Raw genomic sequence first — 21,770 nt, 5'->3', positions numbered from 1 at the left:
GGCTATGACCGTGCCCCGCCCTTCCTCCCCCGCCACGCGCGGCGGTGCGACCCGCAACGAGCTGAAGCGCGCCGCGCGGCGGTTGTTCGCCGAACGCGGCATCGCCGCGGTGGGGATGCGCGAGGTGGTCGAGGCGGCGGGGCAGCGCAATGCCGCCGCCGTCCATTATTATTTCGGCAGCAAGGACGATCTGCTGCGCGAACTGCTGATCGACGGCGCGGACCTTATCGAGGCACGGCGAAAGGCGCTGATCGACGATGCCGAACGCAAAGGCGCGGGGATGACGCTGCGCGATCTGGTCGAGGCGATCGTCCTGCCCAATGTCGAGCTGCGCGGCGACACCGGGGAGGAGGAAACCTATTTCCGCTTCATCGTGAACGTCCAGAACGAACGGCGCGAACTGTTCCGCGACACCGTGCCCGAACATTCCGACAGCTACCGCAGGTATGTCGATCACGTCCGCCGGCTGCTGACACCCTTGCCGGTCGTGCTCGCCAACCAGCGCGTGCTGTTCGCGGGGCTGGCGATGCAGACACTGGTAGCCGCGCGCGAAGCCGCACTCGATCGCTCCGACAATCGCGATCATCATTTCTGGAGCCGGCCCGACGCGCTCACCGGGATCATCGACGCGATGGAGGCGATCCTGCTCAACCCCGCGGCGAGCTGAAGTTACCCGCGCAGCGCGCGTTGCACCAGCGGCGCACAGCACGCGACGAGGCCAGGGCGCAGCAGCAACCAGTCGCGGATCGCCGGCCCCTCACTTGCGCCGATCACCCGCTTGTAGCCGCTGTCGCCCGCGCCCCAGTCGACCCGCTCGATCCCCCGCTCCATCGCCTCGACCAGGTTGCGGTAGTACAGCAGCTTGCCCGGCGAATGTTTCGCGAAGGCCGGATCATAGCTGTTGGCGATCGCATATTTGGTCGCGCCGGCGTCCAGGTCGAAGGAAAAGGCCGCCGGCACGTCATCGATGTACAGCAATGCGGCGTGGAACATCCCGGCGATGACCGGATCACGCGCCGCCGCGCGGAAGAACGCGCCATGGCCGGCGCCGGTGAATTTGGCGTCGCGACCATCGGTACGGTCTGCGATCCAGCTGCGCTCCTCCACCGATGCCATGGCGTCGAACACCGCCGGCCAGTCGTCCTTTCGGGCGAACCGCCAGTCGAGCGCGCCATGCCCGGCCAGGTGCTTTTCGTGGAAGCGGTTCTTGCGCAGCGTCGAGCCGCGCGGCCACTGCCCCCCTGCCCGCGCCGCGACCATGTCCAGGAGATAACTGTCCGCCACCGGCCGCGCCACGACGCCCCAGCCGGCGGCGCGCGCCCGCGCCAGCAACAACGCCAATGCGGGATCGTCGTCATAGACCGGCCCGATTCGCAGCGCCCGCACCGCGCGCGCCAGCACGACCAGCGCCGCATCCGCCGCCTCCACACTGGCCGCCGCGGCCACCGGGACGCTGCGGAACGGCCAGTAGCACCCCGGCACCGCGCCGATACCTGCCCAGTGCGGCCCGGCAGCAACGATCGGGATCGCCATCATCACGACGCCGTCCTGCGCGGCCACGATCGTGCGCGCCGGCCCGCCATAAGTATCCACCGCGGCGGCAAACCATTGACGACGCAGGAAGCGGTGCGTGTCGGGCGCGGTGGCGGCAATTGCGTCGATCGTGTCGGGCAAGCCCGCGACGCACGTTGCGACCGCGCGACCGGGTGCGGCGTTCAGGTCAGGGGGCGGCCATGCGGCATCGGTCATGTTTCGGCACCTAGCGACAGGCCGTTACCAACCGGTTGTGCCCGGCCGCGCCGCGCGGCAGGAAGGGGGCGCCATGGACTACAGCCCCGCCCTCCCCACGATCGTCGAGGCGATCCACGCTTCGGTAAGCCCGGTGTTTATGCTGACCGGCATCGGCGCCCTGCTCAACGTCCTGGCCGGGCGGCTGGCGCGGGTCGTCGATCGCGCGCGCCAGCTGGAGGAGCGCCACGGCCGGCTGGCGGCGGACGCCCGCACCGCCGTGGTTCAGGAACTGCGGCTGCTGGCACGGCGAATGACGGTCATCAACCGCGCGCTGGCGCTGGCGGTGGGCAGCGCGGTCGCGACCTGCGCGGTGGTCGCGATGCTCTTCGTGGGCGCGCTGACGCGATACCGGCTGGCGGAAATCGTCGCATTCAGCTTCATCGCCGCGATGTCGCTGCTGATCGCCGCCTTCGTCGCCTTCCTGGTGGAAGTGCAGCTGTCGATCCACGCGATTCGCGTCCGCGACGAACTGCTGCAATGACCGTCATGGAACGCCCATGATGCGGGCGCTGCGCGTCATCGGCACGACGGTGCTGGCGCTGGTCGTCGCGGGCGGAATGGCGATCACGATCGTGCCGCGCTTCCTGGACCGCATCTATTACGAAGGGCCGGCGAGCGACCATTTCGACGGCGCGCGCTTCTTCAACCCCGATGGTGACGACGACACGTTGCGCCCCCCGGGTCGGACGGGCCGCCGCGGGTTCGTGTGGAGCTACCTGACCGGAAACGATGGCAGGCCGGCATGGCCCGACCGCGTTCCGGTCCGCGCCAGCCGACCGCCCGCCCGCGTGATCGGCGAGCGGATGCACGTCACCTGGATCGGGCATGCCACCGTGCTGATCCAGACGCAGGGGCTCAGTATCCTGACCGATCCCGTGTTCGGCGACCGCGCCGGCCCGTTCGGGCTAGGGCCGCGCCGGGTGGCCGCGCCCGGCATCGCCTTCGACGATCTGCCGTGCATCGACCTCGTTCTGGTCAGTCACAACCATTACGACCACATGGAGCTGGCAACGCTGCGCCGGCTGTGGGAACGTGATCGCCCGACGATCGTGACCAGCTTGGGCAACGACGGCGTGATCGCGCGGAGCGGTGCGCGCGCGGTCGCGCTCGACTGGGGCCGGCGCCTCGCGCTCCGGCCGGGAATATCCGTGGCGGTGACGCGCAATCACCACTGGGGCAGCCGCTGGTTTGCGGACCGCAACCGGGCGCTGTGGTCCAGCTTCGTCGTGACGCTGCCGTCGGGGGGCAATATCTTCTTCGCCGGCGACACCGGCTTCGGCGACGGCAACTGGCCGCGCGAGGCCGCCGCGCTCGGCCCGATCCGCTTCGCGATGATCCCGATCGGCGCGTTCCGCTTCGCGCCCGGGCAGATGGCGTCGGGCGCGCATATCGGCCCCGCGGATGCCGCGCTGATCGACCAGCGGCTGGGCGCGGCTCACGCCCTGCCGATCCACTGGGGTACGTTCCGGCTGAGCTACGAGGCATATCGAACGCCGTCGAGGCTGCTGGCCCTCGCCAATGCCTGCGCCGGCAACACCGGCTTCGCTCCCGCCGCGATCGGCGTGGCGCAGGACATTCCCGTCTATCGCGCGCCCGCCGCGCGGCCGATGATGACTCGCGCGGCGATGCTGCGCTGCCTCGATACCCCGGCGGCCCGCGCGCTGCGCTGACCGCCGGAGCGTGGGCATCAGCGCGTCGGGTCGATCAGATACTTCTCGCCGGTCGCCTTCTTCTCATAGGCGCGCAGCACGTCGGGGTTCAGCGCTTCGGCCAGACCGATCGTCGCGGTATAGCCGCTGGCGAACGTCGTGGTCAGTTCATCGATGACGCGCTGGCGCATCCGCCCCACCACCTCGCGTCCCGCCTTCTGCATGAAGGGCGTCAGCAGGAAGCCGGACACGCTCCACTGGAACCCGAACGCCAGCCGGTTGAGCGTGGTCGGCGCAAGATCGAGCGCGCCATAGATGTACAGCTGCTTGAACGTGTTCGATCCGTAGCGGCTGTATTCGGTCATCGTGCGGTTCGCGGCCTGCTCCATCGCCTGCATGATGTCGCTGCCCAGCGATCCGCCGCCGATCGCATCGAACGCGATGGTAGCGCCGGTCTCCACGATCGCATCGACCAGCCGCGCGCGGAAATCCTCCGCCTTGCTGTTGAGGACATGGGTGGCGCCGATATCGCGCAGGATCTTCTTCTGCGCATCGCTGCGCACGATGTTCACCAGCGGCACGCCGTCCTTCAGGCAAATCTTCTGCACCATCTGCCCCAGGTTCGATGCCGCGGCGGTGTGGACGATCGCCTTGTGCCCCTCCATCCGCATCGTCTCGACGAAAGCGAGCGCGGTCAACGGGTTGACGAACATCGCCGCGCCGTCCGCGGCACTGGCACCGTCGGGCAGCGGCACGACGTCACGCGCCTTGAGCGTGCGATACTGCGCGTACATCGCGCCGCCCATCATCCCCACCTTGCGCCCGACCAGCGCCTGCGCCTCGTCACCCGCGGCGATCACCGTCCCCGCGCCCTCGTTACCGACCGGCAGCGACTGGCCGATGCGCGCGCGCACCCCGCCCATCCGCTCGCGCGGGACCTGGAACGTCAGCACCGGGCGCTCCGCCGTCCCCGACGCGCTCAGCGAGGCGACGTCCGCCGGGCCGAGCAGCAGCCCCAGGTCCGACGGATTGATCGGCGCCGCCTCGACGCGCACCACCACCTCGTCCGCCGCGGGCGCACCGTGCGTCACCTCCTCCAGGCTGAGCGTCAGCTGACCTTCGGCATCCACCGCCGACCGCAGTTCCAAACCCGTCACGTCGCTCATCCTCGCCTCCATCAATGGTTTACGCCGGGATGGCGATGCGCCGTGGCACGGTCAACCACGATGGTTCTCATCGGCCGGCGAACAGGCTACCGCGAGCGGCATGTTCGACCTCGACGCCTATATCGCCCGTATCGAATTGCCCGCGCTGCCGACCCGCGACGCCGCCGGCCTGTCGCGCCTGCAATGGCAGCACCGGCTGCGCATCCCGTTCGAAAATCTCGACGTGCGGCTGGGCCGCGGCATCGCGATCGACAGCGCTGCGGTCGCGGCGAAACTCGTCGATGCGCGGCGCGGCGGCTATTGTTTCGAACACAATCGTCTGTTCCTCGATGCACTGGCGGCGCTGGGGTTCGAGGCGCGACCGCTGCTGGCGCGCGTGTGGCTGGGCGCGACGGCGGTGCCGCCGCTGACGCACACGCTCGCGCTGGTGACGATCGACGGCGGGCGGTGGATCGCCGACGCCGGCTTCGGGGGCAGCTACACCCCCGTTTTGCCGCTGGCGGACGGGGCGGAGGCGACCGCGCCCGATGGCGCGCGTTTCCGGCTGGTGCGTGACGATCCGCGCGCGGGCGACGGCGGCTGGATGCTGCTGCGCGACGGCGACTCCGCCACCACCGACGGGCGCGGCACCGGCGATGGCTGGCGGCCGCAATACAGTTTCACGCTCGACATGGTGCATGACAGCGATCTGGCGATGGGCAACCACTGGTCAGCCACCGCCGCCGCCAGCCGGTTCGTGAACCACAATGTGGTCAGCATCGTCCTGCCCCACGGCTTCGCCAGCCTGACCGACCGCACCTATCGCCGCCGTGCGGCCGATACGACCGCAGAGGGCGACATCACCGACCCGCGCGTCTACCGGATGCGGCTGGGGCTGATGTTTGGAATCGAACTGACGAAGGAAGACGTGGCGGCGCTGTTCTAGGCGACGCTGCCGGCCTGTTCGCGCAGGCGGGGGTGATCGGGCGGCAGCGGCGGGGCAAAGTCCTCGCGCCGCCAGATCGCGTCGCGCGGCTCCTCGGGGTCGGGGATCGCGAAGTCGACATAGCCGAAATAGGTCGCGATCAGCCGCTCGCCCGGATCGACGATCGCGGTGCGCCCGTGGAGGAAGCGGGTGTTGTCGAGCATCACCACGTCGCCGTTGCGCCACTCGATCGGCACCGCCAGCCGATCGCCCGCGGCCTTGATCGCCTGAAGCCACGCCTCGGGCACCGGATGGCCGTCATCCAGCACCGGATGGTCCGGGCGCCCGTTGTTGAACCGCGCGAACAACAGGAAATTGCCGAACGCCGGCGCATCAGTGAACATCGGCCGATGCAGCGCCGGGCGCGTGAAGGCGCGCACGATCATCCCATTGGGCAGCCGGCGGAAGAAATACGGGCATTCGGGCGGCGGCTCGGCCAGCCGCGCGTCGTCCGGCGTCGGCGTGCCCAGCCAATAGTCCAGCAGCGTCGGCCACGTCGGCTTGATGTACAACAGCCGTCGCGGGGCCAGCGCCTCGCGCACTACGGCCGGCATTTCGCGCACCAGCGCAACGCCGTCACAGATCGTCGTCTGCCCGCCGCGGCTGGGCGCCGACAGGCAGCAGAAGAACGCCGCGTCCGGCTTCCACGGCTCACGCGACAGTTCGGGGTGGAGCGCGAACGCGCCCGTCCCGCCGTCGACGGTGTGGATGTTCGCCGCCTCGTCGATCGGGCGGCGCCCTGGGCTTTCGTTGACCACCGCGGTCCGGCAGAAACGCTTCGCGAAGCCGCGGAACGCCGCGACATCGGCGCCGAACCCGCGCAGCAGCAGCGCACCGTGCGTGCGGTACAGATCGACGATCGTCTCGCGATCGAGCCGGTCGAGCGTCTCCCCCGCTTCGGCTTCGATCAGCACCTGCGGGCGGCCGGCAACGGGAAGGGACACATGCGCCATGTCCGCGGCATAGCCGCACCGCCACGGTCAGGCTATACCCCGGCCATGTCGATGACCCTCGCCGATCTGATCGCCTCGCCCGACCATTATCTCCAGCGGTTCGAGGGGCAGGATGCGGTGTTCGTGCCGATGGATCGCGCCGCCTATCACCGCTCGATCTTCCTCGACGCGCGGATCGACCCGGCCACCCCGCGCGAGATGCGGGTGCCCGCCGCGATGCTGCTGCCGGCGGCCCCACGCGCGCTGCCCAGCGCATGGATCTTCCACGTCGCGCACTGTGGATCGACGTTGCTGGCACGCGCGCTGGACGCGCTCGACGGCGCACTGGTGCTGCGCGAACCGCAGGCGCTTCGCCAGATGGCGATCGACCCGGACGACGCCGGATTGCGACTGGTGCTGGGCATGGCGACGCGCCGCTATCGCACCGATGCGCCGACGCTGGTGAAGGCGAACGTGCCGGTCAATTTCCTGTTGCCGCGGATGTGGCCGGTGCTGGGCGAGGCGCGTGCGATCCTGCTGCACCTGCCGCTACGCGACTATCTGCTCGCGATCCTGCGCAGCGACCAGCATCGCGAGTGGCTGCGCCGCGTCACTACCCAGCTGACGCCGCATCTGGGCATGCTGGACGGCCGATCCGACGCGCATCGCGCCGCGATCCTGTGGACGGCGCAGATGCGCGCCTTCGCCGACGCGATCGCGGCGCGCCCCGACGATCTGCGCTCGCTGGATGCGGAGACGTTCTTCGCCGATCCGGCACGGGTGCTGACCGCCGCAGCGGCGCACCTGCGGCTGCCGCTGGATCCGGCGGCGATCGCGGGCATCGTCGCGGGGCCGCTGTTCGCCACCTATTCGAAGAATCCGACGCTCGCGTTCGACAATGCCGCACGGCTGGCGCGCCGGGCCGAGCTGGAACATGCCCTCGCCACCGAACTGGCGGGGGCACAGGAGGTGGCCGCCGGCCACGGCGACGATGCCGTTCGCGCGGTGGCCGGCGCCGCGCTTTAGTCGCCCACCCCCAGCCGCAGTCCCGGCTGCGCCTCCACGCCAGTCGCGGCGAAGAAGCGGCGCAGATAGTCGCGTTCTTCCGGCATGATATGCGGATTCCACACGTCAAAGATCAGGATCGCGCGCGGCTGGTCCGAGCGGTTCCACGCCTCATGCTCGATCGTGTCGTCGAATACCCAGGCGCGCCCTTCCTCCCACGCGCGCGTCTCGCCGCCCACGCGGAAACTACAATCGGGCGGAACGACCAGCGGTAGGTGGACGATCGCCCGCACATTGCTGACCCCGGTATGCGCGGGCAGATGCGTCCCCGGTCTCAGGATCGAGAAGAACACCGTCGGCGTGCGCCCCGGCAGGTCTGACAGCGGCAGCGCCTCCACCGCCGCAGCGGTGCGCGGCACCCGCGCGCAAACGGCATCGTCGCGCTGCCCGTCCTTCCACAGATGCATCGCGCCCCACGCGAGCGATCCGTCGAGCGGCGACCATTTGTTTTCCGGCGTCCCCGGCTTCATCGCGACATAGGGGCGGATCGCGTCGCCGGCATCGCGCCACACCGCGAGGAACTCCTCACGGATAACCTCCGTCTGTGCTTCCAGCGTTGCCAGCCACGGGAAATGCTCACGGTCGAAGAATTCGTCGGCGGGCAGGAACGGGAAATGCATGCCCGCGCAATGGTTGGCGTAGATCGCGCGGCGCCCCAGCGCGTGGTCGACGCAGGCATCCAGTCGCCGCCGCTGCAGCGCGGACAGATCGGACCGCGCGGGTGCCAGCGCCGCCTCAACCCGGCGTGCGAAGGCCGCGGAATGGTCCGCCACGACATCGCGCGCGTGGTTCAGCAACGCATCGGTCGCGGGCGTCCGATCCTCCAGCAGCGGCGCCATCGCCAGCACATGGCCCCATCGCTCGGCCGCCGCCGCCGCCTCGCCGCGCCGCTCATGCCATTCGGCGAGCCGTACCAGCGCCATGAAGTGGCGCTGGTCGATCGCCAGCGCGCCCTCCAGCGCATCGCGTTCGCCGGCGTCGTCGCGCTGGTCGCGATGCGCGCGGGCTAGGTTCATCCACAGGTCCGGTGCATGGCCATCCGCCGCGATCGCGCGGCGGAACAGCGCCGCCGCTGCCGCCGGATCGTTGCGCGCCAGGCACCCCATGCCGAGTGCGTTGAGCGCCAGCGGGTGTTCGACGCCGCCCGCCACCAGCCGCTCGAAAAGCCGCAGCGCATCATCGCGCCGTCCCGCGGCCCGCGCCTCCATGGCCGCGCCCAGCAAGCGGTGAACTTCCCCCTGATCCATATTGACAGCCTATATTGTAACGCCACGGGTGGACAATGGCGAAGGCGCTGCGCACATCGTGACGATGACGACGCCGCTGTCTGGTTTGCCCACCGTTCTCGACGCCGGATGGCTCGCCCATCGCTACGATCCGACGGGCGATGCGGTCCATTTCCTACCCGTGCCGCGCGAGACCCATCGGCAGGCGACGTTCCTGACCGACGAATATCTTCCCGCCGGGCTGGCACCGCTGGTCCTGCGCCGCGGCGACGCGATCGCCTCGGCCATCGCCCCGGCACCGCTGCATTTCATCTTCCACTCGGCCTTCTGCTGCTCGACGCTGCTGGCACGTGCGTTCGACGTGCCCGGCGCGGCGATGGGGCTGAAGGAGCCGGTGATCTTCAACGATCTGATCGGATGGCGCCGCCGCGGTGATCAAGGTCCGGACATGGCGAGCGTCCTGGACGATATGCTGCGTCTGGTGGCGCGACCCTTCGCCCCCGGCGAGGCCGTGGTGGTGAAGCCCTCGACGATCGCCAACGCGCTGGCCCCGGCGATTCTCACGCTGCGGCCGTCATCGAACGCGCTGTTGCTGCACGCGCCGCTGCGCACCTTCCTGACCTCGGTCGCCAAGAAGGAGATCGAAGGGCGGTTGTGGGTGCGCACGTTGCTGACTGGGATACTCGACGACGGCATGGCGCGGTTCGGATTTTCTACCCGCGAATTGCTGGGTTTCACCGATCTGCAAGTCGCGGCGGTCGGCTGGCTGGGGCAGCATGCGCTGTTCGGCGATCTGGTGGCGCGATTCGGACCACAGCGGGTCCGCACGTTCGACAGTGCAACGCTGATGGAGCAGCCGCGCGCGGCGATCGCGGCGATCGCTGCTTTATTCGGGGTAACGCTGGACGACGCGGCACTCGACGCGATCGTCGCCGGTCCGGCCTTCACCCGCCATTCCAAGTTCGGCAACCGATTCGACGCGGGCAGCCGTGCCAGCGAACACCGCACTGCCGCCGATCATCACGCGCGTGAGATCGACATCGTCATGACATGGGCCGAACGCACGGCACAGGCGCTGGGGTTGTCGATGACACCCCCGGCGCCCCTGCTGCCCTGAGCGCGGATCAGCAGGCGCCGCCTTCGCCGGCGATGCGACAGCTGTTCGAGCGGTCGTTGTTCTGGCGGATATTGGCCCGCTCCCGCTCCCATTCGGCATTCGTCTTGCAGGTCTTGTAGGATTTTACGAGCGAGCCGGTCTCGAGGAAACGCTTGCATACCATCCGCTCGCGCGCATCGGGCGAGGCGGTCGGCGTGGCCGGGGCGGCGGGGGCCGCGGGAGCCGCCGCCGCAAGGACTGCGAGCGTCAGCGCGGCGGAAAACAGGTCGAACATGCGCGATCCCATCGTAAAAGGTGGCAGGAAGTCGCCGTCAGGCTAAAAGCCTCGGCTGGCCTATGTCAAACAAGCTTCCACGCCGCCCCCGCCCCGCCACCGCCGGTGAGCGCGCACGCCTGCGGGCGCAGGCCGAACGGGCGCTGGCGGCGAACGACATCGCCGCGGCCGCGCGGATCGCGGAACGCGCGATCGCGGCGGGCGATGCGGACCCCATGTACCTCAACCTTGCCGCCTGGCAGCGGGAGGAGGCGGGCGATTATTCCGCGGCGCTCGACCTCCTCCACCGCGCTTTGGCGATCGCACCGGGCGACGTCCTGATCGCCGGTGCGATCGGGGCGGTGCTGCGGAAAGACGGTCGCCTGAGCGAGGCATTGGCGACACTTGACCGCGTTGTCGCAGCCGAGCCGCGTCACGGTGCGGCGTGGCTGGAGCGGGGTTATACGTTGGAAGCGATGCGGCTGGAAGCGGCCGCGGGTGACAGTTACCGGCGTGCGGTAGCGGTCGACGCGACCCTTTCGCCCGCATGGGGGCGGCTGGCGGACGCCGCGGCGCGACGTGGGGAGACGGACGAAGCGCGCCAATTGGCCGAACGGGCGCTGGCGCTGGCGCCGCTCGACCCCAGTGCGGCCGCGGCCCTGGCGACGATCGCGATCGAGGCGCGCGACGGACCGGGCGCGGAGGCACGGCTGCGGCCGCTGCTGCCGGTCGTGCGCGGCGACGACCGGACGCGCACGCTGACGCTGCTGGGCGATGCGCTGGACCGGCAGGGCCGCACCGCCGAGGCGTTCGCGGCCTATGATGCAGCGCAGGCCAATTTTCGCGACGTCTATCGCCGCGTGCTGGCGCCCGGCACAGACCGCCCGTCGCATCGCGCGTTCATCGAACGGATCGCGGATCAGGTCGCGGCACGCGGCGACGTCGCCCCCGCCCCGGCCGCGCGCACGGCCGTGGAGGCAGCGAAGCGCCATGTGTTTCTGCTGGGCTATCCGCGGTCCGGCACGACATTGGTCGAGAACATCCTGGCCAGCGCCGCAGGGGTTTCGGCGCTGGAGGAGCGCGACACGCTCGCCGCCACCGACGGCGTCCTGCTGCACGACGACGGGACGCTGGCGGACCTCGACGCGATCAGCGAGGAGCAATGCGAGGCGCTGCGCACCGCCTATTGGCAGCGCGTGCGCGGCTATGGCGCCAGCACCGCTGGCACGTTCGTCGACATGAACCCGCTGGGCGGCGCCAGGCTGCCGATCATCGCGCGGCTGTTTCCCGATGCGCGCATCCTGGTGATGCGGCGCGACCCGCGCGACGTGGTGCTCAGCTGCTATCGGATCAATTTCACCCCCAGCCCCGCCGCCTGGTGCTTCAGCGACCTGACGGAAGCGGCGCGTCACTATGACGCGCTGATGCGGCTGACCGAGACTTGCCGCGCGCACCTGCCGCTGGCCTTCCACGAAGTACGCTACGACCGGCTGGTGACCGACTTCGAGGCGACGGTACGGGCGATGGCGACGTTCATCGACCTGCCGTGGACCGACGATTTCCTGCGTTTCGACCGCACGGCGCAGCGGCGCGGCGTCGGCACCGCCAGCGCGACGCAGGTGCGGCAGGGCTTGTTCGACGGGCGTGGCCAGTGGCGCCGCTATGCCGAGCAGCTGGCGCCGGCGCTGCCGATCCTGGCGCCGTGGGTCGAACGCTACGGCTTCGCCGACTGAGTTTGGCGGCGCCGGCGCGATGATGCGCGGCGATCGGATAATGCCGATACGACGATGACCCGCGTTCAACGCGCGCCGTCGTCGTCCCCCTGCTTACGCGCCCGGCATCGTACCATATGAAAAGGGGGCGGGCCGAAGCCCACCCCCTCATCAGGTTCGCCGTGGCGACGCAGATCAGAACTTGATCCGCGCACCCACGTTGAAGCGGCGACCCAGCGCGTCGTAGGTCGACGGATAGGTGTTGCCGCTGTTGAACGACGCCGAACCGACCGTGCCGCCAACCAGCGGGGGCTGGCGATCGAACAGGTTGGTGACGGTGACGGTCAGGTCGAAGTTGTCGTTGACCCCGAAGCGCGTCGCGAAGTCGAAGTAATCGTACGCCTTGATGCGGCCGAAATCGACGTCGGTACCGGCCAGCGCGCCAGCGCCGATCGTGCCCTTGAAGGTGGTCACGCCCGGCTCGACCTGCACCGAACCCAGGTGGCGCCACAGCAGCGACAGATCGACATCGCCGATGCTGAGCGTCGTGCGCTGGTTCCAGGTGAACTCCGGCTGGATCGAACCCGCCGCCGAGCTGGGACCGGCCGAACCCGGCGAACCGCAGTTGCCGCTGTAATAGCCGACGCACTCGCGATAGCCGGTCGTCGGCAGCGCGAGGCCACCGCCAATCGGGTTGCCCACCGGCACGACCGAACCCGGCACCAGCGCCTGGAACTTCGAACGGTTCGTCCAGTTGCCGTTGAAGCTGAGGTTGAGCTTCGCGAAGCCCAGATCGCGGCGATAGTTGACGCCCAGGTCGATACCGTCGGTCAGGATCTTGCCCGAGTTGCTCGCCGGCAGCAGCAGACCCTGCGTCGTCGCCGGATCGCCGTCCAGACCGCCCGTCACCGGGTTACGGCGGAAGAGCGCGCAGATCGGGTTGTTGACGCTGTTGGCGGTGATCCCGCTGCCGTTGCTGTCCCCGAAGCAACCCGTGATGAGATCACCCGGAACCGGCTGCGAAATCGCGTTACGGATCAAGATGTTATAGTAATCGACCGTGATCGACAGCCCCGGCACGAAGTCCGGCTGGAGCACCACGCCCACCGTGAAGCTGTTCGAAGTTTCCGGCCGCAGCGTCGTGGTGCCCGAGGTGGTCACATCGGCCTGGTTCGCGGTCGGGTTGCGGATCGCCCCGATCGTCGAAGCCGGCGCACCTTGCGCAAGGCAGACGGCCGCCAGATTGGCGTTCCCGACCGGACCCGCATAGGTCGCAGTGGTACGGCACGGATCGACCGCCAGCGTGGTCAGGCCGGTGTTAAGCGGCGAGAACAGTTCGGCGATGTTCGGCGCGCGCACCGCGCGCTGGTAGTTGCCGCGCACCTTGATGCCCGACGCCGGTTCCCAGCTGCCGCCGCCCTTGTACGTCCAGGTGTCGTAGCTCGGGTTGCCCGCGGCCTTCACCTTGTAGCTCGAATAGCGGACGCCGCCTTCGATCGTCAGGCTGTGGAAGAACGGCTGGTCGGACACCAGCGGCGCGATGACTTCGGCATAGCCTTCCTTGACGTCATAGCTGCCGGTGAAGTTCGGCACGGCGCCGCCGGCGCCGCCCAGTTCACCCGCGGTCTGCGACAGCGTGTCGGCGAACTGCGACGCGGTGTACTTGCGATATTCCGCACCCACCGCGAAGCCGATCGGCTCGCTCGCCCACGGCAGCGACGCACCCAGATCGCCGCTGAGCAGCGCGCGGGCCTGCGCCAGCGAAGTGTTCTGCGACGTGATCGCGGCGGCGGTCAGGTAGGGCACCTGATTCGGCAGGATCGAGCCATCGGCACCGAAGATGTTGACGGGGACGCAACCCGTGCCCGCATTGGTGCCGGCACCCGCGTTGGCGAGCGGCGGCAGCGCCGGATTCGGGTTCAGCACCGCCGGCGACGCACCCAGATTACAGCTGGTCGTGCTGGTGGTGTAGACCGCGGTGCGCAGACGCGAGATCAGCACATAGTTCTGCTGCGTCTGACGGTTTTCCGACTCGCCGTACGCGCCGGAAATGTCCAGCGAGATCGAGTCGGTGATGCCCAGCTTCACGCCGGCGCGATAATCGAACACAGTCGTGACATAGTCCGAAAGACGCGGCCCAACCTCGGTCGTGCGACGGCCAACGGTCGTCGTGAACGAGCGGAAATTCGGATCGTTCGGCGAGGTCGCGGTTGCCGCGGCGGCGCACTGCGCAGCGGTCAACGTCTGGATACCCGCGGTGTTCGGGTCGAAGTCGTTGTTGGCGCAGAACTGCGCACGCGCGGCAGCCGGCAGGTACGGGTTGCTGACCGGAATGGTCAGCAGCTGACCAAAGATGCCCGATGGCGCGATGATCGTGCTGACGGTGTTCTTCGAAAACAGCCCGCGACCGTACACCTGGACCTTGTCGGACACGTCATAGTGGCCCGCGGCGTAGATGTTGTACCGCTTAAACGGCGTCTGGAAGATGTTGTACGGGTTGAAGTTGAACCCGTCCGTCGAACCGACATACGGACGAAGCGAGCCGGTCGAGGGATCGATCGTGTTGTATGCGGCCGGCAGCGTGAAGCGGCCCGGAACCGTGGTACCCGAACCGCCGCGACCGCCCGATGTCGAAGTGTAGTTGTTGCGCGAGAAGTTGCGCGCGCCTTGGTAGACCGGGTCGACGTCCTGGTAGCCGAACGACACCACCGCGTTGCCGCGACCGTCATCGAAGTTCGCGCCCAGCGTCAGGTCGGCACGGAACGAGGCACCGTCGCCACGCTCGGTGATGCCGTTCGAGACGTTCAGCTCCATGCCCGAAAAGTCGGAGCGGGTGATGAAGTTGACCACGCCCGACACGGCGTCGGCGCCATAGGTGGTCGCCGCACCGCCGGTCAGCACATCGGTGCGCTGCACCAGTGCGAGCGGGATGTTGTTGAGGTCGACGCGGCCGACGCTGCTGGCCGGGGTGATGCGCGTGCCGTCGAGCAGAACGACGTTACGGAAGTTGCCCAGGCCGCGAAGGTCGACATAGGCCGCACCGCCGTTGCCGTTGTTGACGGCCGAACCGATGCTGGGCGCGACGCCCGGCAGGTCGCGCAGCAGCTCTTCCGCGGTGTTGCGCTGACGCAGCGCCTGCTCCTCGGCGCCGATCACCGACACCGGGCTGGACGAGATCAGGTTCGGATTGCGGATCAGCGTGCCGGTGACGACGATGTCGCCGGTGCTGTTGTCGCCGGCCGGCGGGGCCGATTCCTGGCTGGAGATGCCGGCGGCGGGCGCCGACGGATCGGTGCTCTGCACGCCCGTCTTGGGCTGGCTGGCCGGATCGGCGGTCTGTGCGAGTGCCGGGTGGGCGATCACCGCCGCACCGACGAGCAGCGTCGATGCGAGCAGGCGCGAACGATAGACGTTCAGCATATAAGTCCCCTTGTAGACGCCGGTTTTCCGGCGCGCTCCCTTGTGTGCCCCGGGCGTGCGTCGCCCGGAATGTCGTTTCGCTATCGCGGCGGACCCCACAACCGCAACAAGTGTCATGCCCAGGCAACATTTTTCGCACGGGTGTTACATGTTGGTCACAGGGCTGACTTGTCGCTGCGGCGCGCGCGACCTAGGGCGCTGGGGTATCGCTTGGGAGGAACAGGATGACCGTCAGGTTCACGTTGGGCATCGCGACGCTGCTGACCGCTGCCTCGCCAGCGCTGGCGGCTGCGCAGGACCGCGCGGCCGATGGCGGCGCGACGCGCGTGCTGGCGTCCTTTGCCGAATGCCGCCGCATCGCCGCCGCCGATGCGCGGCTGGCATGTTTCGACAAGGCGAGCGCGGCGCTGGAGCAGGCGGTGGCAGCGCGGGACGTGCGGATCGTCGATCGCGGCGACGTGCGCAAGGCGCGGCGCTCGCTGTTCGGGCTGAACCTGCCGTCGCTGGGCATCTTCGGCGGCGGCGACGGCGACAAGGACGACGAGCGCGAGGCGTTCACGGAGATCAACAGCACGGTCCAGGCCGCGCGCGCCGGCCCCAACGGGCGCGGCGAGATCGTGCTGGCCGACGAAGGCCATCCGGTGTGGCAGACGACCGAGACGATGAACTTCCTGCCGCGCGCCGGCGCCAAGGTGCGCGTCCGGCGCGGGGCGATGGGCGGCTATTTCATCAACGTCGACAGCCGCAGCTATCGCGCGATCCGCCTGCGCTAACGCGCCGGCGCCATTTCCTGCGCGGCGATGGCGGCGCTGGCGAAGGGGCGCTGGGTGGCGACGTCCCAGTAGCGCAGGTCCTCCAGCGGGATGCGCGCGTCGGTGGCGGCGCACAGCACATGGTCGCCGGGCGACAGGATGCGGAAGCCGTTGGCCATGTAATGGACCTTCGCGGCGCGATCGGCGTGGGACATCAGCATCGGTCAACGAACCTTCGAACGGGGATCACAGCAGCCGTGGCTGCGCGGTACCGGAGTCGGGATAGGCGCGCGCGGGCTTGCGCTCAACCTTTGCGGGCGGCGGCGGGGGTGCGTCGCCTTCCGTGACCCGCGCCGCCACCGCACCGTCGCGGAAGCGCAGGCGGATCGCGCCGGCCGCGCGGGCGGCAACGGCGGTGGTCAGCGTGGCGCCGTCCTGCCCCTCCACCCGGGCATAGCCGCGCTCCAGGATCCGGTCGGGGTTGAGGCTGTCGACAAGCCGGCCGACGTCCGCCAGCCGCGCGCGCGCCGCCTCCACCCGCCGCGCCAGCGTCGCGGGTCGGATCGCGCCGCCCGCGCGGTCCAGCTCGCCGCGGGCGCGCGTCACGCGCCGCTCCAGCCCGCGGTCGAGCCGCCCGCCCAGGTCGTCGAGCCGCTGGCGCTGCGGCCCCAGCAGCCGGTCGCGCGCCGGCAATACGCGCGCCAGCGCCTCCAGCCGCTCGCGCCCGCGCTCGACATAGCGGCGCGCGCAGCGTTCGGTGCGGTTGCCCATCGCGTCGAGCGACAGCCGCAGCTCGGCCAGCACCGGCACCGCGATCTCCGCCGCCGCGGTCGGCGTGGGCGCGCGCAGGTCGGCGGCGTGGTCGCACAATGTCGTATCGGTTTCATGCCCCACCGCGGAGATGACCGGGATCGAACAGGCGGCGACCGCGCGCACCACCGGCTCCTCGTTGAAGGCCCACAGATCCTCGATCGAGCCGCCGCCGCGCGCCACGATCACCAGGTCGGGGCGCCGCACCGGGCCGCTGCCGTCGGCGGGCAGCGCATCGAAGCCGCGCACCGCCGCGGCGACCTCCTCGGCCGCGCCCTGCCCCTGCACCTTCACCGGCCACACCACGACATGCGTCGGGCAGCGATCCTCCAGCCGGTGGAGGATATCGCGGATCACCGCGCCGGTCGGCGAGGTGACGACCCCGATGGTGCGCGGCATGAACGGCAGCGGCTTCTTCGCGGCGCGATCGAACAGCCCCTCCGCCGCCAGCTTCGCCTTGAGCTTCTCCAGCAGCGCCATCAGCGCGCCCGCGCCGGCCAGCTCCATCCGGTCGATGACGATCTGGTATTTCGAGCGGCCGGGATAGGTCGTCAGCCGCCCGGTCGCGACCACCTCCACCCCATCCTCGGGCCGGAAGGCGAGGCCGGCGGCGCTGCCCTTCCACATCACGCCGTCGATCACCGCGGCATCGTCCTTGAGGCACAGATAGACGTGGCCGGATGCCGCGCGCTTGTACCCCGAAATCTCGCCGCGCAGGCGGACGTGGCCGAATTCGCCCTCCACCATCCGCTTCAGGCGGCCCGACAGTTCGCTGACGCTGAGCGCCATCGCATTGTCGCCGGGCATCGCCTCGGCTACCAGCCGCCCCGCCCCGCTGTCCTGGGGGTGGGTATCGTGAAGGGGGTCGGCCATGAACATCCTGCTGGTGGGGTCTGGGGGCCGCGAGCATGCGCTCGCGTGGAAACTCGCGCAGTCGCCGCTTCTCGATACGCTGTTCGCCGCGCCGGGCAACCCCGGCATCGCGCAGCATGCGACGATCGCCGACCTGGACGTGGCGGATCACCGGGCGGTGATCGACTTCGTCCGCCGCCAGCAGATCGGGCTGGTGGTGGTCGGCCCCGAAGGACCGCTGGTCGACGGCCTGGCCGACAATGTCCGCGCGATCGGCGTGCCGGTGTTCGGGCCGGGGCGCGAGGCGGCGCGGCTGGAAGGGTCGAAGGGCTTCACCAAGGATCTGTGCGCACGCGTCGGCATCCCCACCGCGCGCTATTTCCGCGTCACCTCCCGCGACGGCGCGCTCGCCTGCCTCGACGATTTCGGCGACACCTGCGTCATCAAGGCCGACGGCCTGGCCGCGGGCAAGGGCGTGGTGGTCGCCGACACCCGCGCCGAGGCGGAGGCCGCGATCCGCGACCTGTACGCCAACGGCCCGGTCGAGGCGGTGATCGAGGAGCGGCTGGAGGGACCGGAGGCGAGCCTGTTCGTCCTGTCCGACGGCAGCGCGACCGCCGTGTTCGGATCGGCGCAGGACCACAAGCGCGTCGGCGACGGCGATACCGGCCCGAACACCGGCGGCATGGGCGCGTACAGCCCCGCGCTGGTGCTGACCCCGGAACTGGAGGAGCGCGCGCTGGGCGAGATCGTGCGTCCGACGATCGACGCGCTGGCCGCGGCGGGCACGCCCTATGTCGGCGTGCTCTACGCCGGGCTGATGCTGACCGCCGACGGGCCGAAGCTGATCGAATATAACGTCCGCTTCGGCGACCCGGAATGCCAGGTGCTGATGATGCGCTTCGCCGGCGATCTGGCGGAGGTGCTGCTGGCGGTGGCGGAAGGGCGGCTGGCGGACCTGCCCGCGCCCGCCTTCGCCGACGACGCGGCGCTGACGGTGGTGATGGCGGCGAGCGGCTATCCCGGCACGCCAGAGAAGGGCGGCGCGATCGCGGGGATCGCGGCGGCGGAACGCGACGGTGCGGTCGTCTTCCAGGCGGGCACCGCGCGCCGCGGCGAGCAACTGGTCGCCGACGGCGGGCGCGTGCTGGCGGTCACCGCGAGGGGTGCCGACATCGCGGCGGCGCAGCGCGCGGCCTATGCCGCGGTCGATGCGATCGACTTCCCGAGCGGATTCTTCCGCCGCGATATCGGAGCCAAGGCGATCGACGAAGGTTGATCCCCGGCGATACGTCTAACAGGATGCCCAGATGAATTCAGGCAGCTTCTCTCTCGAACCGGTGTCGCAGGACGGCGTGCTGGTCACGATCGCGCTGGTCATCGTTGCGATCGCGGCGATCCTGACGGTCATCGCGATGATCGTCGGCGCGCGCAACAAGCGCGCGCGCCGGGCCGCGGAGGCGGACGAGCAACAGCGTATCGCCGATCTGAAGGCGGACGGGGTGGAGGTGCGCGACACCGCGCCGCAGCCTGCCCCGGCAGCGGCACCCACTCCGCCCCCCGCTCCGGTCCCAGCCCCAACCCCAGCTCCAACCCCGGCAGAGGACGAGCGGCCTGCCGAGGCGCCGCTCGCCGACGAGCCGATCGCTGCCGCCGCGCCGCTGGATGCGACACCCGCGAGCATCGCGGCGGATACCCCCTCCCCGGCCCCTGCGGCGCCATCCGCCGACCCCGGTGCGCAGCAGGTATCGCTGCTGAAGGGGCTTGGGCCGAAGATCGCAGCGCGGCTGGCGGAACTGGGCATTACCCGCGTCGACCAACTGGCGTGGATCGACGACGCCGAGGCCGCCGTGCTGGACGCGCAGCTTTCGCCGTTCGAGGGCCGGATGGAGCGCGATCGCTGGCGCGAACAGGCGCGGCTGCTCGCGGGCGGCGACCGCGCCGCCTATGAGGCGCAGTTCGGGAAGCTGGGATGAGCGTCGCGTTCCGCCGCGAAAGCGATGACGAGCATCTGGAGCCGCGCTTCGAACTACCGATCCCGGCCGGTCCGAATCTGGTCACGGCGCGCGGGCGGGCGCTGATCGACGAGCGTATTGCCCTGCTGGAAGCCTCGCTGCCGGACGCGGCAGATGAGGAAGCGGCCAAGCGCGTCCAGCGCGACCTGCGCTATTGGAAGACGCGCCGTGCCACCGCGATGGAGACCGCGGCGCGCACCGACGGCATCGTCGGATTCGGATCGCGCGTGACGTTCCGTCTGGGGGGCACGGAGCGCACCGCGACGCTGGTCGGCGACGACGAAGCCGATCCGGCGGCGGGCCTCCTGTCCTTCTCCGCCCCGCTGCCGCGCGCGCTGATGGGCGCGGAAGCGGGCGAGACGATCGCGTTCAATGGGCGCGAGGAAGCGATAGAGGTGATCGCGGTAGGTTGAACGGACGCTAACGGGGCGAGCGCCTAAACCGGCGTCGGAGAGCCTGGCGTCGCATGCCGCCTGAGAGCCGGCGCCCCGGACTTGTTCGAGGTTGCTGCGAAGGTCGGTCCTCTTGCGTCATTCCATCCGTCACCCCGGCGAACGCCGGGGTCCATTTTGCCGCAAAAGCAGCAACTGGTGCGTTTCGCGGAACCTTGGATGCCGGAACACGTCCGGCAAGACGGCGGTGGATTGAGAGGGCCCGAACTCGTCCGGGTCGCACGCCCATGGATCGCGGTGGACAGGAAACGCCGCACCGTCCCGGCCCGTCAGGCCTCGCTGACCAGCAGCTTGTCGATGCGACGGCCGTCGAGGTCGACCACCTCGAACTTCCAGCCCTGTTCCTCGAAGCTTTCGCCCTCCAGCGGCAACTTGCGGAACACCGCCAGCGCAAGGCCAGCGACGGTGGCGTAATCGCGGTCCTCGGGCAGGTCGATGCCCAGCCGCTCCGCCAGCGCGTCCGCGGCCATCGTGCCGGCGACCAGCAGCGATCCGTCGTCGCGCTCGACCACGTTCGGCCCCTCGCCCGGCTCGGCATCCGATGCGAACTCCCCCGCGATCGCGGCGAGCAGGTCGGCGGGGGTCACCACGCCTTCGAAATGGCCGTATTCGTCGTGGATCAGCGCCATCGGCACCTCGGCGCGGCGCAGCGCGTCGAGCGCATCCATCGCGTCAATCTGGTCGACCACCACCGGCGCCTTGCGGGTCAGCTTCGCCAGGTCCAGCGTTTCGCCGCGGAACAGCGCCGTGGCGACATCGCGCGCCTGCACCACGCCGACGACCGCGTCGATCGATCCCTGCGCCACCGGCAGCCGGCTGTGCGGCGTGGACAGCAGCTTCTGGCGGATCCCGGCATCGTCCAGCGCGATGTCGAGCCAGTCGACCTCGGTCCGCGGGGTCATCACCTCGCGCACCGGGCGGTCGGCAAGCCGCACCACGCCCGAGATGATCGAGCGTTCATGCTCCTCGATCACCCCCGACTTGCTGGCCTCCGCGACGATCAGGTGCAGTTCCTCCGCCGTCACCTGATCCTCGCTCTCGCGATTGAGGCCGAGGATGCGGAACGCCAGCGCGCTGGTCGAATCGAGCAGCCACACCAGCGGCTTGGTGATGACCGCCAGCCACGTCATCGGCACCGCGACCAGCGCGGCCACCGGCTCCGGCTTCCTCAGCGCGAACTGCTTGGGCACCAGCTCGCCGATGATCAGCGAGGCATAGGTGGTCAGCCCGATGACGATCACGAAGCCCAGATTGTCGGCCAGTTTGGGCGACAGGCCGAGTGCCTCCAGCCGGGCGACCGTCGGCGTGCCCAGGCTGGCGCCGGAATAGGCGCCGGTGCCGATACCGATCAGGGTGATGCCGATCTGCACCGTCGACAGGAACTTGCCGGGATCGGCCGCCAGCTCCAGCGCGGAGGCCGCGCCGCGCTTGCCGGCGCGCGCCATCGCCTCCAGCCGCGCCTTTCGCGACGACACGATCGCCAGTTCGCTCATGGCGAACACGCCGTTGAGAGCAACCAGCGCCAGGATGATGACGACGTCGAACCAGGGGAACGGCGGTAGCATGATGCACCGCCCTCTTGGCGCGAAACGGC

20 protein-coding genes are annotated in these 21,770 nt (G+C 69.8%); 11 read left to right on the top strand and 9 right to left on the bottom strand.

Features of this window, described 5'->3' with window-relative positions:
- Window positions 1–4 precede the first annotated feature (4 nt).
- The gene (locus tag COA17_RS02710; RefSeq protein ID WP_096610011.1) at window positions 5–667 is read left to right on the top strand and encodes a TetR/AcrR family transcriptional regulator; all 663 of its coding nucleotides are present in this window, start codon (window positions 5–7) and stop codon (window positions 665–667) included.
- 2 nt (window positions 668–669) lie between these two features.
- Here the strand turns inward: COA17_RS02710 and COA17_RS02705 are convergent, their stop codons facing one another.
- Complete coding sequence (locus COA17_RS02705; RefSeq protein WP_096610009.1) at window positions 670–1,749, bottom strand: GNAT family N-acetyltransferase; 1,080 nt, start codon at window positions 1,747–1,749, stop codon at window positions 670–672.
- Window positions 1,750–1,822: 73 nt separating this feature from the next.
- Here COA17_RS02705 and COA17_RS02700 point away from each other — a divergent pair, with 73 nt between their 5' ends.
- Window positions 1,823–2,272 (top strand): DUF2721 domain-containing protein, encoded by a 450-nt coding sequence (locus tag COA17_RS02700; RefSeq protein ID WP_066484420.1) that lies wholly within the window; start codon window positions 1,823–1,825, stop codon window positions 2,270–2,272.
- Between the two features lie 16 nt (window positions 2,273–2,288).
- Window positions 2,289–3,461, top strand: coding sequence for an MBL fold metallo-hydrolase (locus tag COA17_RS02695; RefSeq protein ID WP_096610007.1), 1,173 nt, complete (start codon window positions 2,289–2,291; stop codon window positions 3,459–3,461).
- Between the two features lie 17 nt (window positions 3,462–3,478).
- On the opposite strand, the gene COA17_RS02690 is transcribed toward COA17_RS02695, so the two are convergent.
- Window positions 3,479–4,606, bottom strand: a complete 1,128-nt coding sequence (locus tag COA17_RS02690) for a zinc-binding dehydrogenase (RefSeq protein ID WP_096610005.1) — start codon at window positions 4,604–4,606, stop codon at window positions 3,479–3,481.
- Between the two features lie 100 nt (window positions 4,607–4,706).
- Between COA17_RS02690 and COA17_RS02685 the strand changes: the two genes are divergently transcribed.
- Window positions 4,707–5,531, top strand: coding sequence for an arylamine N-acetyltransferase family protein (locus tag COA17_RS02685; RefSeq protein ID WP_096610003.1), 825 nt, complete (start codon window positions 4,707–4,709; stop codon window positions 5,529–5,531).
- On the opposite strand, the gene COA17_RS02680 is transcribed toward COA17_RS02685, so the two are convergent.
- Window positions 5,528–6,523, bottom strand: coding sequence for a TauD/TfdA family dioxygenase (locus tag COA17_RS02680; protein ID WP_096610001.1), 996 nt, complete (start codon window positions 6,521–6,523; stop codon window positions 5,528–5,530). The genes COA17_RS02685 and COA17_RS02680 overlap by 4 nt on opposite strands.
- Before the next feature lie 45 nt (window positions 6,524–6,568).
- On the opposite strand from COA17_RS02680, the gene COA17_RS02675 reads away from it, so the two are divergent.
- On the top strand, window positions 6,569–7,528 hold the full coding sequence (locus COA17_RS02675) for a hypothetical protein (protein ID WP_096609999.1): 960 nt from the start codon (window positions 6,569–6,571) through the stop codon (window positions 7,526–7,528).
- On the opposite strand, the gene COA17_RS02670 is transcribed toward COA17_RS02675, so the two are convergent.
- On the bottom strand, window positions 7,525–8,775 hold the full coding sequence (locus tag COA17_RS02670; protein WP_245857365.1) for an aspartyl/asparaginyl beta-hydroxylase domain-containing protein: 1,251 nt from the start codon (window positions 8,773–8,775) through the stop codon (window positions 7,525–7,527). The genes COA17_RS02675 and COA17_RS02670 overlap by 4 nt on opposite strands.
- A gap of 103 nt (window positions 8,776–8,878) precedes the next feature.
- On the opposite strand from COA17_RS02670, the gene COA17_RS02665 reads away from it, so the two are divergent.
- Complete coding sequence (locus COA17_RS02665; protein ID WP_096610737.1) at window positions 8,879–9,910, top strand: hypothetical protein; 1,032 nt, start codon at window positions 8,879–8,881, stop codon at window positions 9,908–9,910.
- 7 nt (window positions 9,911–9,917) lie between these two features.
- On the opposite strand, the gene COA17_RS02660 is transcribed toward COA17_RS02665, so the two are convergent.
- Complete coding sequence (locus tag COA17_RS02660; protein ID WP_141397011.1) at window positions 9,918–10,184, bottom strand: hypothetical protein; 267 nt, start codon at window positions 10,182–10,184, stop codon at window positions 9,918–9,920.
- 62 nt (window positions 10,185–10,246) lie between these two features.
- Here COA17_RS02660 and COA17_RS02655 point away from each other — a divergent pair, with 62 nt between their 5' ends.
- The gene (locus tag COA17_RS02655; RefSeq protein ID WP_096609995.1) at window positions 10,247–11,896 is read left to right on the top strand and encodes a tetratricopeptide repeat-containing sulfotransferase family protein; all 1,650 of its coding nucleotides are present in this window, start codon (window positions 10,247–10,249) and stop codon (window positions 11,894–11,896) included.
- Between the two features lie 174 nt (window positions 11,897–12,070).
- Here COA17_RS02655 and COA17_RS02650 read toward each other — a convergent pair whose 3' ends face one another.
- Window positions 12,071–15,295 carry a TonB-dependent receptor domain-containing protein gene (locus COA17_RS02650; RefSeq protein WP_070321886.1) on the bottom strand — a complete coding sequence of 1,075 codons (3,225 nt, stop codon included), beginning with the start codon at window positions 15,293–15,295 and terminating at the stop codon, window positions 12,071–12,073.
- A 224-nt stretch (window positions 15,296–15,519) separates the two neighbouring features.
- Between COA17_RS02650 and COA17_RS02645 the strand changes: the two genes are divergently transcribed.
- Window positions 15,520–16,068: a hypothetical protein gene (locus tag COA17_RS02645; protein ID WP_096609993.1), complete on the top strand. Its 549-nt coding sequence runs from the start codon at window positions 15,520–15,522 to the stop codon at window positions 16,066–16,068.
- Here COA17_RS02645 and COA17_RS02640 read toward each other — a convergent pair.
- Together COA17_RS02640 and xseA are read right to left on the bottom strand one after the other, a co-directional pair.
- The gene (locus tag COA17_RS02640) at window positions 16,065–16,268 is read right to left on the bottom strand and encodes a DUF2093 domain-containing protein (protein WP_066486413.1); all 204 of its coding nucleotides are present in this window, start codon (window positions 16,266–16,268) and stop codon (window positions 16,065–16,067) included. The two genes, COA17_RS02645 and COA17_RS02640, sit on opposite strands and share 4 nt — an antisense overlap.
- Window positions 16,269–16,293: 25 nt before the next feature.
- A complete protein-coding gene (gene xseA, locus COA17_RS02635) occupies window positions 16,294–17,730 on the bottom strand; it encodes an exodeoxyribonuclease VII large subunit (RefSeq protein WP_096609991.1) in 1,437 nt (478 codons plus the stop codon).
- On the opposite strand from xseA, the gene purD reads away from it, so the two are divergent.
- From purD to COA17_RS02620, 3 genes are read left to right on the top strand one after another with little or no spacing between them, the layout of a single operon-like run.
- Window positions 17,729–18,988, top strand: coding sequence for a phosphoribosylamine--glycine ligase (gene purD, locus COA17_RS02630; protein WP_096609989.1), 1,260 nt, complete (start codon window positions 17,729–17,731; stop codon window positions 18,986–18,988). The two genes, xseA and purD, sit on opposite strands and share 2 nt — an antisense overlap.
- A gap of 31 nt (window positions 18,989–19,019) precedes the next feature.
- The gene (locus COA17_RS02625) at window positions 19,020–19,685 is read left to right on the top strand and encodes a hypothetical protein (RefSeq protein ID WP_096609987.1); all 666 of its coding nucleotides are present in this window, start codon (window positions 19,020–19,022) and stop codon (window positions 19,683–19,685) included.
- Window positions 19,682–20,137, top strand: coding sequence for a GreA/GreB family elongation factor (locus tag COA17_RS02620; RefSeq protein WP_096609985.1), 456 nt, complete (start codon window positions 19,682–19,684; stop codon window positions 20,135–20,137). The genes COA17_RS02625 and COA17_RS02620 overlap by 4 nt, the downstream gene beginning before the upstream one ends.
- A 308-nt stretch (window positions 20,138–20,445) precedes the next feature.
- Here COA17_RS02620 and COA17_RS02615 read toward each other — a convergent pair whose 3' ends face one another.
- Entirely contained in the window at window positions 20,446–21,741 is a 1,296-nt protein-coding gene (locus tag COA17_RS02615) for a hemolysin family protein (protein WP_096609983.1), read from the bottom strand.
- Window positions 21,742–21,770 lie beyond the last annotated feature (29 nt).

The sequence above is a fragment of the Sphingomonas ginsenosidimutans genome, assembly GCF_002374835.1.
In the GTDB taxonomy this organism is placed as follows: Bacteria; Pseudomonadota; Alphaproteobacteria; order Sphingomonadales; family Sphingomonadaceae; genus Sphingomonas; species Sphingomonas ginsenosidimutans.
This window is presented reverse-complemented; position numbering and strand designations above follow the sequence as displayed.